The sequence below is a fragment of the Pyxidicoccus sp. MSG2 genome (assembly GCF_026626705.1).
GTDB lineage: Bacteria > Myxococcota > Myxococcia > Myxococcales > Myxococcaceae > Myxococcus.
In genome coordinates this window covers 2473048-2486931 of record NZ_JAPNKC010000001.1, presented here as the reverse complement: position 1 = coordinate 2486931, position 13884 = coordinate 2473048, and the positions used below count along the sequence as shown (strand labels likewise).

Below are 13884 nucleotides of genomic sequence, written 5' to 3'. Positions count from 1 at the left end.
TGTTGAAGGTGCAACTGGAGTACGGAAATGCCCGCCGTACCTCCAGGAGGGTGTCCATGAGCGCAAGGAATCACGCCGTGTCCTCTGTCGTCAGGGCCGTCTGGCTGGTGTGCGTGGTGGCGGGGTTCAGCTGTGGGGACGGGGAGCCGCTCCCGGGCACGGAGGAGGGACGGACGCAGCAGTGGAGACTGGCGGCGCAGGGCACGCTCGCGGTGGAGTCCCACAACCTGGTGTTGAAGCCGGACGGGTCGGTGTGGTCCTGGGGCATCAACTATGGAGGAGACCTCGGGGATGGGACGACCACCCACCGGGGGACGCCCGCGCAGGTGCCGGGCCTCACCGGCGTGACGGCGGTGGCGGTGGGCAGCGGCTACTCGCTCGCGCGGAGAGCGGATGGCACCGCGTGGGTGTGGGGCTACAACACCTACGGGCAGTTGGGTGATGGCACGACCACCGGGCGGCTTTCGCCCAAGCAGGTGCCGGGCCTCACCGGCGTGGCGGCCCTGGCGGGGAGCTTCAGTCACTCGCTGGCGCTGAAGTCGGACGGCACCGTCTGGGCCTGGGGGCGCAATACCGAGGGGCAGCTCGGGGATGGGACGACCACCCAGCGGCTGACGCCCGCGCAGGTGCCGGGCCTGTCCCTGGCGACGGCCGTGTCGGGAGGCTATGCCTTCTCGGTGGCGCTGAGGGCGGACGGCACCGTCTGGGCCTGGGGCGACAACACGTACGGGCAGCTGGGGAATGGGACGACCACGAGCCGGCTGACGCCCGCGCAGGTGCCGGGTCTCACCGGCGTGGTGGTCTTGAATGCAGGTCACTCCCACGTCATGGCGGTGAAGTCGGATGGCACCGCCTGGGTCTGGGGTGACAACCTGTACGGCGTGCTCGGGCTCGGGGATGCGACGATGAGCCGGCGGCTGACGCCCACGCAGATTCCCGGCCTCACCGGCGTCGCGTTCATGGACTCGGGCGAACACTATTCGGTGGCGTTGAAGACGGACGGCACCGTCTGGGCCTGGGGCAGCAACTCCTATGGGCTGATGGGAGATGGGACCGGCGGCATCAAGCTGACGCCCACGCAGGTGTCGGGCCTCACCAACGTGACGGCCCTGGGGGTGGGCCGCTATCACTCACTGGTGCTGAAGCAGGACGGCACCGCCTGGGCCTGGGGCCGTCACGACACGTTGGAGTACGGGAACCTGGGCGCCGCCGAGGCTGCGTACCCCTCCGCCACCCAGTTCACCGGCGCCCAGCGGGCCGTGGGAGGCCTGTATCACTCGCTGGTGTTGAAGACGGACGGCACCGTCTGGAGCTCCGGGAACAACAGCTCGGGGCAGCTGGGAGATGGAACCGTCACGCGGCAGGTGACGCCCACCCAGGTCCCCGGGCTCACGGGTGTCGCCGACGTGTCGACGGGGAGATCCCACTCGCTGGCGGTGAAGACGGACGGCACCGTCTGGGCCTGGGGCGACAATGCCCAGGGGCAGCTGGGCGATGGGAGCACCACCGCGAGCCCGGTTCCCATCCAGGTGGCGGGGCTCACCGGCGTGAGGGCCGTGGCCGTGGGCAGCGGCTTCTCGCTGGCGCTGAAGACGGACGGCACCCTCTGGGCCTGGGGCGCCAACTCGCAGGGCCAGGTGGGGGATGGAACGGGCATCTCCCGGTCGACGCCCGTCCAGGTGTCCGGCCTCACCGGAGTGACGGCCGTGGCGACGGCCCCCGGCGCATCCCACGCGCTGGCGCTGAGGTCGGACGGCAGCGTCTGGGCCTGGGGCTCCAACAGCTATGGCCAGCTGGGAAATGGGACGACCACCCAGCGGCTGGCGCCGGTCCGGGTGACGAGCCTCACCGGCGCGGTGGCCCTGGCGGCGGGCCCCGACCACTCGCTGGCGGTGAAGACGGGGGGCACCGTGTGGGCCTGGGGCGACAATGCCTATGGCCAGCTGGGGGACGGGACGGTGACCCGGCGACTGCTGCCCGTCCAGGTGCCAGGCGTCGCCGGGGCGACGGCCCTGGCGGCGGGCGAGCGCTACTCGTTGGCCCTGATATCGGATGGCACCCTCTCGGCCTGGGGCATCAATACCTATGGCCAGTTGGGGGACGCGACGCGGACCACCCGCGTGACGGCGGTCAAGGTGCCGGGCTTCCCCGGCGTGGTGGCCCTGTCCGCGGGCCACTATCACTCGCTGGCGGTGCGGGCGAATGGCACCGTCTACGCCTGGGGCTTGAACCTCTACGGACAGTTTGGAAACGGCAAGTCGGGATTCTCCCCGACGCCGCTCCAGCTCTGGTGATGCGCGGCCCCTGGAGTCACCACATGACGAGCATGCTTCGCTTCACCGTGTTGGGGTGGATGCTGTGTACCGCCTCCTCGGCAGTCGCCGCTCCCTATTGGGGCACGTTCCAGAAGGACCGGTGCACGGACTCGGGCCGGCGCCAGTACTCGGCGCAGTTGCTGAACGTGCCGCCCAACACCTCGTGGGAGAGCGCGTGCCAGGCCACCGGCGCCACCGTGTCTGGTTATGCCTTCCTGCACCCCACCCGCTGCGTGAACAAGGGCACTTCCGGCATGTGGGGCGAGTTCGAGGTGGGCGATACCGCCTGCTCCCCGGTGACGGAGTGCAGCTCCACTCCCCCCGCGGGCACCTTTTCGAAGCCAGGCAACAACGGGGCGGTGAGCTGCGATGCCTTCTGCGCCAACCGCGACGCCAACTGGGGCCAGCGCGGCGCGTGCGTGAAGGGCCAGGTCACGAGCGGCCCGCACGCGGGCTCCTGTCTGTCCTGCGATGATGTGGCCGCCGACCAGGGAGACACCGCCGTCACCTGTTACTGCAAGGCGCCCGTGAAGGGCTTCGCGGATCTGCACTCGCACCAGTTCGCCAACCTGGCCTTCGGGGGCAAGGCCTTCTTCGGCAAGGCCCATGGTCCCCTGTCCACCGCGCTGCCCTGGTGCAACAGCGTCCACGGGCCTGGGGGCACGCGAGACTCCTTCGGCAGCATCATGGCCACCCTGGGCTATGGCACCGGCGGCGTGGGGCACCTGGTGGGCGGCTACCCGCAGTACGACGGCTGGCCGCGCTGGAACAGCTACACCCACCAGTCCATGTACGAGGACTGGCTCTACCGCGCCGTGCAGGGGGGGCTGCGGCTGATGGTGATGCTGGCCGTCAACAACCAGGACCTGCTCGGCGCCCCCATCTACGCGGAGAAGGCGCCGGGCCGCACTGGCGAGGACATGGAGGCGGTGGATCTGCAGGTCGCCGAGGCCTACACCATGCAGAGCTACATCGACTCGAAGGCCGGAGGCGCGGGGCAGGGCTGGTACCGCATCGTGAAGTCGCCGGCGGAGGCTCGCGCCGTCATCGCCCAGGGCAAGCTGGCGGTGGTGCTGGGCGCGGAGGTGGACTACCTCTTCGACTGTCGCCGCGGCGGCTCGTGCACGGCCGAGTACGTGGAGTCGCGGCTGGACTCCTACCAGGCGCTGGGCCTGCGTCACCTGTTCCCCGTCCACTTCAAGCAGAACGCCTTCGGCGGACCGGCGCTCACCAACCTCATCACCGAGGGCGACTCGCGCGACTGCTCCCAGGAGGGCTACGAGTACAAGCGGGACATCACCCGGGCTCCCATCTGCGGCGCGCAGGGGCTCACGAGCCTGGGCCGCACGCTGGTGCGCGGGATGATGCGCCGGAAGATGCTCATCGACATCGACCACATGTCGAAGCTGGCCTTCGACGACACGCTGGCGATGGTGGAGCCCTACGGCTACCCGGTGGTGAGCGGCCACACCACGCTGTTCGACACGGCCCGCGGCGGCAAGCGTCACGAGGGCAGCCTCAAGGCCGCGCAGCTCCAGCGCATCCGCAACGTGGGAGGCATGGTGTCGCTCATCGTGGAGCAGGGCTCGCGAGACGAGGTACCCACCTGGCGCGGCTCGGGCCAGCCGGTGGTGGAGCACCAGTGCGGCAACACCTCACAGAGCTGGGCGCAGGCGTACCTCTATCTCACGCAGCAGCAGAGCGGGATGGCGGTGGGCTTCGGCACGGACTTCAACGGCCTGGCCGGCCTGCCGGGCCCGCGCTTCGGCGGCGAGGCGTGCCACGGCGGCAGCTCCGCCCAGCAGGTGGCCCGCACGCGCTACCCGCTGAGCATCGCGGTGGAGAACAGCCCCACGAAGCTGGAGCGCAGCGTGGTGGGCAACAAGGTCTTCGACATCAACGAGGATGGCCTGGCGCACGTCGGCATGCTCCCGGACTTCATCGCGGACCTGCACCGCCAGGGCCTCCGGAGCCTGGACCTGGATCCGCTGATGAACTCGGCCGAGGGCTACATCCAGGTCTGGGAGCGCGCCGAGGCCAGGGGCGCCACCGTGCCGTAGTGCCAGGCGGCTAGAAGATGGGGCCCCGAACCAGGGTCTTCAGCTTGCCCTCGTTGAGCTGCACGACGAGCCGCTGGGTGACTTCGTCGCGCTGGGCATCGTTCATGTCGATGAGCAGCTGTCGCAGGGCCTGTGCGTCCTCGGCCCTCCATTGGCCGGAGCGTGTGGCGTCCTCGATGAGCTGGTGACCCTGCCGTTGCGCGGCCACTGCCTGGGGTGACGGCTCGGGCTTCCGGGGTGGCTCGCTCCGAGCCGTGCCCCCCGACTCCTCCCGCAGCCGTGCCAGCTCCGCCCGCAGCTCGGCGGCATCCACTCCGGCACCGGAGGAGGAGGCCACCGCGCACCTCACCTGTTGCGAGGCAGCCTGAGCCGCCAGCCGCGCCGGGAGCGCCTCCAGCAGCGCTTGCTGTCCTTCGAGATGGCGCAGCACCTCGTCAGTTCGCGGGTCGGGAGGAGGTGCGGCGCGCCCGGCGAACCATCCCAGGGCGACGCCCAGCATGAGCGTCGCGAGCAGTATCGGCAGCGCCTGTTTCAACGAGGTCAGCGGCAAGGAAGGCTCCTGGCGGCGACGTTGCTACGGCTGGAGCGGAGTCTGCGACGACAGCGTGCTCACGAAGAGGTGCGTGCAGGTACCGGTCTTGTCCCATTGGAAGTAGAGGTACGCGTCACCCGACTGGGACATGATCGCGTTCACCATCCCAGGCGAGGAGGACGTGCAATACCCCGCGTTGCCATTCGCGTCCCGTGCCTCGCAGGAGATGCGATTGGTGCCATTGCTGTACGCCCTCAGGGTGCAGCCGATGTATTGCATCGAATCGGCGCTGGCGCGAGCCGAGCCATAGGACCCATAGGCAGTGCCAGTGAGACCGTCATTGTAGACCGCGACGAGGTTGGTTTCCTTCAGCCCTGCCCATGCCGCAGTGCCCGCCATCAGCCCAACCAGCACGCAACCCGCCAGCAGGTTCTTCGTCTTCACGTGGCTTCCTCCGCCTGGACAGCCTGGATGGCTGGCCTTCTCCTCGGGCATTCCGAGCTCCTCGATGGGAACAGGCGTCCGGACAGGTGTCAAATGTCACGGACCTTCAGCTGTAGCATCACGACTCAGGACCCGAGAGCCCGAGCGCCTTGATTCGCCGGTAGAGGTTGCCCCGGTCCACCTGGAGCAGCCGCGCGGCCCCCGCGATGCTCTCGCCCTGTTGCAGCGCCGCGCGGATGGGGTCCCGCTCGAAGTCCTCCACGTGCTCGCGGTAGCTCTTGTCTCCCAGCGGTGGGGCGCAGGGGCGTTGCCGTCGCCGAGGGGCCGTGGACAGTCTCCGGCCCGAGCGTGAGTGGACCGTCGCCTCTCAGCAGGTTGAGGCGCTCGACGAGGTTGCGCAGCGCGCGCGCCTCACGCAGGCGAACACGTCGAAGTCGAACGACCTGCTGAGCAACTCTGCCCGGTCTACTCGCGGTGTCCTCTCCTGCATCCGCAGCTTCCTGGCCGCTGCCTCAATCCCCGCGTGCGCCTCCTCCGCACCAGTTTGAGGGACCAGAAATGGCCGTAGTTTGGCGCCTGGAGCGAAGACGCCGTGGAACCTCGTGAGGTTTGCCCGAGGCGGAGGCACCAGGGACGCCAGACGACGCAGCAACTCCAACCCGGTGAAGAGGAGGTGCGTGGTGCCGTCCGGCAGCCGGTGCTTGCTGGGAGTCGGGGCCTGCGGGGACTGGTGCGGAGGGCCTCGCGTGGAGGGGCGCTCTTGAGCGGCGTGGCGTTGGCGCGAAAGCTCATTTCACTGTGAGGTACGCTCTCACGAGACTACGATCAAGAGACACCTCTACTCAGGTGCAACCATGTCAAAATCCCGAGCGGATCGCGTAGAGCTTCTCAATATCCCGGACTATCGGCAGGGCACGCACGACGGACTATGCACGTACTATTCGTGTGCAATGCTACTCGCAACACTCCACCCAGAATATCAATCAATGTTTGGGGTCGGTGATCGCCGAAGAAAGGCAGGGCTCGTCGTAGAAGACCCGCTCATCAAGCACTTCCCAAGAGATGGGGTAAACACGACTTCGGACAAGGCACTTGCGAGTTGGTTCTACGGAGGCTCTCACCTACTCACCGCCAAACGCCTACTTAATCGCATCATGAGACATGACGGACATAAGACCCGGTTCGTGCACGCTCAAGAAACAAAACACGACAACACATTCGACGTCATTGCCGAATCGATAGACCAAGGACTTCCTGTTCTGATCGGCTGGAACACTGGTGACTTTGGGGATCACACCGTCGTCGTAAGAGGATATAAAATCAGCCAACTCCGCTGGTTTCTACTTCGAGACCCGAGTGGTGACGAAAGAATCTCATGGGAATCTCTCAAGGCTACAATGACGGCACGAATGGAAGTATTGCGAGTCAATCCAGCTACACATGCTGGCTTACGGCCTGACAAGCTGAGCCACGTAGACGATGGGTGGAAAATCGAGAGATGGTGGCACCAAGACGGCAGGCAGGACTATTTCGATGTAAAGGAGTTATTCGCAAGTGCAAGTGTGCGCGTAGCCGAGCAAGAAGATGATGCGGATGACGATGAGTAAGCGAAATCAACATCGTTGAGTGTAAGTCGCCCTCATTTTCTATCCGAAGTTGCGCCGTTTTAGCGGTGATCTGCCCCCGTTCTTCGGGCCACGCGTTACGAGAGTCCTGCGGCGCTGCTGATGCCGTGCTCGGGGGATGATGCGGCGGGGCCGGCATGGGCACGGCGGACTCGCCGACATGGGCAGAATGAATGGGGACCTGCCGTCGGAAGGAAGGCGTGGCTCTTCGTCGGCAGCGATGACCATGCCGAGAGGGCCGGCCACCTCTTCACTCTCATCGCCACCGCGCGGCTGCACCGCCTCGACCCCGAGGCGTACCTCCGGGATCTGCTGCGCGTGCTGGCCCATTGGCCCCGTGAGCGCTACCTGGAGCTCGCCCCCAAGTACTGGGCTGCCACGCGCGCTCGCCTGGTGGCCGCGGAACTCGACGCCGAGGTGGGCAAGCTCACCGTCCCGGAGCCGCTCACGGCCCCGGCCGAAAAGCAGTCGTCGCCGCGCTGAGAGAGTCCCATTCACGCCGTCAGCATGAGGCGACCGTCCGGCTCACGGAAGACGGGGCTCGTGCAGCGGATACGCCCCAACTGCTCCGGACTCCGACCAGCTTGGCCGACCCTGGTGCGATCCGCTTGACCGACCCCGCTACGAACAGCTTGGGTGACCCGACTGCGATCCATTACCCCGGCCCGTCACAGCCGGCGGCTACTGTTGCCGCGCACGTTGTTTGATGGATGGACGCCTGGTTTCGAGCGCCCTGGCTGATGGACTCCCAACTGGAGGCGTGGAGAATGCCATCACGGAGCCGGACCTCCGGATGTCACGCTCGTGATGGGACCCAACTCCTTGACGCGACAGCAGTTTTCGCGAGAAGCGAAACTGATTGCTCCCATCCTGCGGTTCTCCGGTCGGGTCAAGGCTGCCCGAAGGGCACCGCCAGAGGCGGCCAAGGCCTTGACGCGACTGGGGAACCGTAGTCCCGATGCCATCAACCAGTCGGCTCACCGGACCATCAACAAAGGTGCGCGGCAACAGCTACGGAGACGACGTCCGTGAGTTGCGGAATCCGAGCGGGAGTGGGCAACGTGAGGCCGCCGATGCGGCCGAGTTGATCATTTAGGGGCTGCCTCAGATGGGATGGCACCTCCGCTGCGCCGGGCGGCGCCTCCGCGCACCCCACGACCATGAACAGACTCAACGCCATACGGACAGAAGTCAGCTTCAATCGGGCAGTCACGGATGCCTCCTGGGCGGAAGCGGCATTCTGTCAGAAATGTCAGGCATTGAGGCAATAGGGCGGCGCGGACCCATTCCTCTCTCCGTGCGCGCCCCGTTCAGCTTTACAGACCTGCAATACGCACCAATGGGGTGGAGGACCGTCAAGGTTTCGGGTACAGCGCCCTGATCGTCGCAACGTCTCGCGGAGATAACTCTCGCTGACCATTTCGTGGATGCTCATTCATGATCGAGTGTCGATCGGACGAGTGACTTAGCCCCATTGCGTGACCAATTTCGTGAATCATATAGGTGCGCAAGTCTAGCGATTTCGTAGTCGCTACCATGCCCCAGTTCGCTGCTGCTCTAAAATGCACTTGCCCAGGAAGTATTGTCCCTGGAGGAAACGCGTGTGCGACCGTTGGCGGACGGAGCGCCCATTGATCGTCATGGTGGTCAGGCTTGAAGGAAATCTGAATGTCGGCTGTATTGAACGCGTCCACCCACTCGAAAGACAATGACGTATGCGATTGCCAGTCCAGGATTGCCTGACGTGCTACTTCCAGAACCCAACTTGGCGTATCGGGGGCAACTGAAAACGTCAGGCTGTTTTGCGCCCAGCGCAAAGGGCGGCGTGGCCTTGATTTCAAGAAATGTGGCCGGTCGAAGTCGGAAACTCCACAGCGAGGTTCCTCGGATTCGCGAAGGGCTTGCTCGTTCAACTCCTCGGTAAGACGAATGTATTGCGAGGACTGAACCTGATCGACCGTCTTCTGCGTCGGAACGTCGCGCCGCCCAATCTTCGCGACGGAGGTGGACTCTCCGTACACCTGAAAATAGCCGAACGGAGGGAGGTAGTCTTGTTGTGAGGTGGCAGGCGGCACTGCCAGGGGCGCCTGAGGAGTCTCTTGACGGCAACTACAACTGGCGACCCAGGCGATCCATACGACAATGCGCAATTCAACCCAGAGCGAAGCTAGAAAACGTATGCCAGCCATCCGCCCACCTCGATCGGACGCTCTGGGGCGAAAACAGGCTGTTGCGCCGTCAGCCCAAGATTCAGCCTTGTGTTGGGCTTAAATACGAGTTCGGCTCCTGCTTTGGTGGTCGGAGCAATAAGGTTTTTTGCGCTAGCAGTCATGGAGGCCGTCAACGACAACAACATGCCGCGCGGAAACAAGTAACCATAGCCTGCGGCAATACGAGTGCCGTACCCCCACCCAGCTTCTCCAGTGCGAGGGCCAGCCGACAGGGAGACGTCAAATCGAGGTGCGGTGGCTCGCCGGAACTTCACTCCCAAATCCGCACTGCCGCCAAAATCGTCACCGAGTCCTGTCGCCTTGACTTGTGCATAGCAGTTAAAATTTGACGCCTCCCTCTTCACTTCGCACAGCTTTGGGGTCACCCGCAGGCTGACGTCGCCGCTACCGCCGCGCGATTCTTCAAGGAGTTCGGTTCCTCGGAGGGAGAAGCTGAGCATGGGAGTCCATGCCTCGACTGCCTTGTATTTGAATGTCACCGAAGCGTCGAAATCAGCTCCAACCGAAGTGGATTCCACCCCATATCCGCCGGTGCCTCGGACTTCTATTTCCAGATTCTTAGGCGTTCTGGCGGCCAGAGGCGCGCCAGGATCCGCGACGAACTCAAGCGCGGTGTCATCAGCCGGATCTGATGGGCCACGACCGAAGTAGTCAATTTCTGCCAGCGCCACAGAACTGCTGAGGGCTACCGCCAAGCCCGACCATCGCGCAAGTTTGCGTCTAGACATGCGGGCAGCGAAGCAAGCAATAGCCTCTACTGCAGCGTCCGAAACCCGAGAGTGTTTCATTTGTGTTCCCCCAAAGCAATGTGCCGCAGTGCTACGCGCCAAGGCTGTAGTGACAGCGCCTGTCGGGATATTCGAGCCTATCCAAGGTGCGATATGACGGCGTGGACTTCTCGATTCTCTTTGGCAGCCACTGTGTCCACGAGAAACAGCTCTCGACAGAGAGAGCATCACGACATGGACGCCGTGTGCTGCAATTCAATCTATGAGAGTCGCAATGACTGCCGCATCCCCCAAATGGGGTAGGCACCGGGGAGATTCAACTGCGGGTGAGGTGCAGAGCAGCGCTTCCCAGAAGTACGCGCACCAGATCTGACTGTCGGCGCGTGTCGGTCTTGTCGAGCGCGCGTTTTAGATGCGTCCGGGCAGTCTGCTCAGAGCAACCGCGGCTCGCGGCGAATTGCGCTAGTGAGTGGCCCTGTGCTAGTGCTGACGCCAGAAGCGCTTCAGTGGCAGTGAGGCCATGGAGCTGCGAAATCAACTCGGGGTCCAGCCGTAGGACTGCATCGGGGTCATGAAATACAGCCAGGACTTTCGCCGTCTGGCGCGCGTATTCCCGAAATCTACTGGAAGGCCGCAGCGGCATAAGCACCACTCCGAGGGGGCGGCCTTGGTGTCGGGTCAACTGAAGGGCCGTTGGCGAAGGTTTCAGCGGATGCCGTTGCGATGTGCCTTCTGCCAACTCTGCCGTCCGCAATAATGCCGCTGCCAACTGTTGTGACTCGCGTGGGATCATGGCTGTGACTATCTGTCGCTCAAGGCGAATGCCGTCCCCTACTGTGAGCAACTGCTCCGCAGCCCTATTGCAGCAGATGAGTTTTCCAGATTTGTCAAGCAGGGCGACGGGGCCAGCCACCGCATCAAGTGCACGGTTCAGGTCGTCGCGCTCGGCTCGAAGGATTGCAACCAGCCGACGCAGTCGAACAGCCCGCAGGAGGTGAGGCACGAGTATGGTGAACCTGCGGATGTCTTCCGGCTCGAACGCACCAGCTCGCTTCTGCCTCATGAGGGCCTGTCCAAGGTGCAAATCTGGAGCGATCTCGGTGGTTGTAAATAGTGTGTAGCGGACGCCAACCTTGCTGAGGAGTTCGTTGTAGATGGCTGATGCCTCAAAGAGGCTCGGCTCGATAATCTGGACATCCGAGAAGATCTGACCTGGGGATTTGACTGCCGTTGCGAGCCGGGGGTCCTTGTCTTGCCAGTCGCGTTCGTAATCCCGAAATCCATTGTGGTCGTAGCCGTGGAAATGTGAGTCGACCAGCTCCCCCCGTCGTAGGATGAGCGTATGCGCCTTGTCCGCACCGAACTGGTCGGCTATGGCGGCAAGCGCAGGCTCCAATCCCGTCTCTGACTCCGCGCAATCGAAGATGAGTCCGATCAGTTCGTGATGTTCGAGAGTTCGGTGAGGCATCGTCTCTCCGGGGCCCGAAGCAAACGACAGGATTGCCATCATCGCACATGGTGGAGCATAAGAAAAATGGGAGGCCGGTTGAAGGTGAGGGCTGGAGCGGAGGGGCCAAAGAGGGCCGCGGACGGGGCTACCCGAGCTGTGTGCCAGGCCGGTGTAGGGGGCCGAGCACCCCCATAGGGCACACTGCAGCCCAGGCCGCCCGCACATCAGGGCGCGGCAAGAGCCTGGGCTGGGCCTGTGGGTTGTCTTGAGCGCCTCAACACCTCGCGGCCTGGGGTGGCCCTCGCGCCGGGGCCAGCCTCGCACCTGCAGTGGCCAGGCCCAGGTGCTCCAGAATCGCGCGCACCCCTCGTGCTCCCTTCACGTACGCCAACACCCTCAAGCCTGCCTCCACACCTCACGCAGGCGAACACGTCGAAGTCGAACGTCCTCCTCAGAAACTCGGCCCAGTCCATTCCCGGCGTCCTCTGCTTCATCCGCCCCTTCCTGGCCGCTGCCTCAAGCCCCGCGCTCGCCTCCTCCGCACCTGCTTGGGGTTTCTATCGCCTTGCCGTGGGTTCGATTCCCGCCGCCTCCAAGCAGCAAAGAACTCTGTGGCACCACCAAGGTGCCACGGAGTCTTGTTTTCGGCTGAGGCCGTCACTGGCACCTTGCAACGCTGGCGCCAGTGGAGGCTCCCGTGGCGCCTTTCCCGCCCCGGGGCGGAAGTCCCCTTCACGCGGCAACCATCGGGACGCCTGGGGGGAACTCTCGCGCCTCACTCCGTAGGAGGAACAGTCCCCCACTTGCGAGGGGGCTCCTGCTCACGAGGCACCATGACGAGACTTGCCCCGCCCTTCCTCCGGCCACTGCTGTCCGCGTGTGTCCTGTCATTGTCCGTCCTCTCCGGCTGTGACAAGGCGCCCGACCCCGTTCCCGACGCCGGTACCTCCGTGCCCACGGAGGACTCCGGCACCGACGCCGGCTCCCTGCCGGACTGGGACGGCACCTACACGGAGCTGGAGGAGCGGGGCGACTGGTTGGACCGGGGCCGCTTCGCACCGTGCACCTTCGACTCGCAGAGCGCACCCGCTTCCCTCTCGTGCGAGGACCTGGCCCGCTTCGATGTGTCCCAGTGCGACCCGGACGCGCTCGCCAGCGTGGGGGCCTCTGGCGTCTACCTGGCCGATCTGCGCGCGGAGACGCGCCTGTCGGATGGCGGCACGCGCATCAGCGGCCTGTCCGCCGGCTTCAAGCTGGAGGTGGATGGCGGCGGCACCCTCAACAACTCGCCCTTCCGGGTGCGCAACACCGACGGCGGTGCCTTCTTCCTCTCCACGGAGCGCACCTTCCTCAACGTCACCACCGTCACCGCGCTGGTGGGTTGCAAGGTGCCCTCGCCGGGCCTCGTCACCGGCTGCTACGCCCGCTGCCGCGATGGCCGCTTCTCCCAGACGGGCACCTTCGAGGCGCACCGGATGACGTGGCCCGCGGGCGAGGCGGAGTCCTCGGGCGGCATGCGGCTCGTCTCCGAGGCGCCCGTGCCCCTGGGCGAGTCCGTGGACGTCTACGTGGCCAGGGAGCACGCCTACGTCGTCTCCCTGCCGAAGTTCGGGCGGCTCGGCGGGCTCACCGTCTTCGACGTGAAGGACCGGGCGCACACCGTCCTCAAGACGACCATCAGCCTGCCCGGCGACAACTCCTGGAACGGCGTCTGGGCGAAGGGCGATGCCCTCTATGTCGCCAGCGCCGCCACGGGCGTCGTCCTCTTCGACATCACCGACCCCGCGTCTCCCCGGTTCGTGCGCAGCCTGCCGGGCGGCGGTGACTTCGGCGCGCACACCGTGCTCGTCGACGGAGACCGGCTCTACGCCATGTCCGGCGGCCAGATGCTGCTCGTCTTCGACGTCTCGCGGCCCCTGGAGCCCGTGCTGCGCCAGAGCATCCTGCCGCCGCCCGACGGCGATCTCAGCTCCCCGCATGACGCCTTCGCCTACGGCGGGCGCCTCTACGTCAGCAACTCCTATGGCGGCTACGCGGTGCTGGACGTCACCGACCTGGACAACGTGCGCACCCTGGGCACCTACGTGCACGGCGCCTACGCGCACCACAGCGCGGTGGGCACCTTCGCGGGCTGCACCATCGCCTTCGAGGGCACCGAGTTCAACGCCTCCCACGTCCGCGTGCTGGATGTCTCCAGCCCCGAACGCATCGTGAAGATTGGCGAGTTCCGCATGCGCCCCGTCACCTCCGTCCACAACATGCTGCTGGTGGGCAAGCGGCTGTACGTCGCCTGGTACATGGACGGGGTGCGCGTGCTGGACGTCTCCAACCCCACGCGCCCGCGCCAGGTGGCCCACTTCAACACGTTCCAGGAGAGCCACCCCGAAGCCTCGGACATCATCTTCCAGGGCACCTACGGCATCCGCGTGCCCGGAGACGGGTACGTGTACACGGCGAATGTCCCCCGGGGCCTCGTCATCCTCAACGAGCCCTGACGCC

Annotated in this window: 12 protein-coding genes; 5 read left to right on the top strand and 7 right to left on the bottom strand. The window is 65.3% G+C overall.

Annotation, left to right across the window (positions count from 1 at the left end; translation table 11 throughout):
• The first annotated feature begins 56 nt into the window (after positions 1-56).
• Positions 57-2294, top strand: a complete 2238-nt coding sequence (locus OV427_RS08860) for an RCC1-like domain-containing protein (RefSeq protein WP_267855677.1) — start codon at positions 57-59, stop codon at positions 2292-2294.
• A gap of 23 nt (positions 2295-2317) precedes the next feature.
• The gene (locus OV427_RS08855) at positions 2318-4375 is read left to right on the top strand and encodes a membrane dipeptidase (protein ID WP_267855676.1); all 2058 of its coding nucleotides are present in this window, start codon (positions 2318-2320) and stop codon (positions 4373-4375) included.
• A 10-nt stretch (positions 4376-4385) separates the two neighbouring features.
• On the opposite strand, the gene OV427_RS08850 is transcribed toward OV427_RS08855, so the two are convergent.
• From OV427_RS08850 to OV427_RS50760, 4 genes are all read right to left on the bottom strand, one after another.
• Positions 4386-4925, bottom strand: a complete 540-nt coding sequence (locus tag OV427_RS08850; protein WP_267855675.1) for a hypothetical protein — start codon at positions 4923-4925, stop codon at positions 4386-4388.
• A 24-nt stretch (positions 4926-4949) separates the two neighbouring features.
• The gene (locus tag OV427_RS08845) at positions 4950-5351 is read right to left on the bottom strand and encodes a hypothetical protein (protein ID WP_267855674.1); all 402 of its coding nucleotides are present in this window, start codon (positions 5349-5351) and stop codon (positions 4950-4952) included.
• 118 nt (positions 5352-5469) lie between these two features.
• Positions 5470-5613: a helix-turn-helix domain-containing protein gene (locus tag OV427_RS08840; RefSeq protein WP_267855673.1), complete on the bottom strand. Its 144-nt coding sequence runs from the start codon at positions 5611-5613 to the stop codon at positions 5470-5472.
• A gap of 105 nt (positions 5614-5718) precedes the next feature.
• On the bottom strand, positions 5719-6045 hold the full coding sequence (locus OV427_RS50760; protein ID WP_420718352.1) for a transposase: 327 nt from the start codon (positions 6043-6045) through the stop codon (positions 5719-5721).
• A 160-nt stretch (positions 6046-6205) separates the two neighbouring features.
• Here OV427_RS50760 and OV427_RS08830 point away from each other — a divergent pair, with 160 nt between their 5' ends.
• Positions 6206-6958, top strand: a complete 753-nt coding sequence (locus tag OV427_RS08830; protein WP_267855672.1) for a hypothetical protein — start codon at positions 6206-6208, stop codon at positions 6956-6958.
• A 276-nt stretch (positions 6959-7234) separates the two neighbouring features.
• On the top strand, positions 7235-7459 hold the full coding sequence (locus tag OV427_RS08825) for a transposase domain-containing protein (RefSeq protein WP_324290054.1): 225 nt from the start codon (positions 7235-7237) through the stop codon (positions 7457-7459).
• Between the two features lie 872 nt (positions 7460-8331).
• Here OV427_RS08825 and OV427_RS50755 read toward each other — a convergent pair.
• From OV427_RS50755 to OV427_RS08815, 3 genes are all read right to left on the bottom strand, one after another.
• Entirely contained in the window at positions 8332-9165 is an 834-nt protein-coding gene (locus tag OV427_RS50755; RefSeq protein WP_420718254.1) for a matrixin family metalloprotease, read from the bottom strand.
• Entirely contained in the window at positions 9144-9902 is a 759-nt protein-coding gene (locus OV427_RS08820) for a hypothetical protein (protein ID WP_267855671.1), read from the bottom strand. The genes OV427_RS50755 and OV427_RS08820 overlap by 22 nt, the downstream gene beginning before the upstream one ends.
• Before the next feature lie 349 nt (positions 9903-10251).
• Positions 10252-11445 (bottom strand): helix-turn-helix transcriptional regulator, encoded by a 1194-nt coding sequence (locus tag OV427_RS08815; RefSeq protein WP_267855670.1) that lies wholly within the window; start codon positions 11443-11445, stop codon positions 10252-10254.
• A gap of 773 nt (positions 11446-12218) precedes the next feature.
• Here OV427_RS08815 and OV427_RS08810 point away from each other — a divergent pair.
• Positions 12219-13880 (top strand): LVIVD repeat-containing protein, encoded by a 1662-nt coding sequence (locus OV427_RS08810; RefSeq protein ID WP_267855669.1) that lies wholly within the window; start codon positions 12219-12221, stop codon positions 13878-13880.
• Positions 13881-13884: the final 4 nt, after the last annotated feature.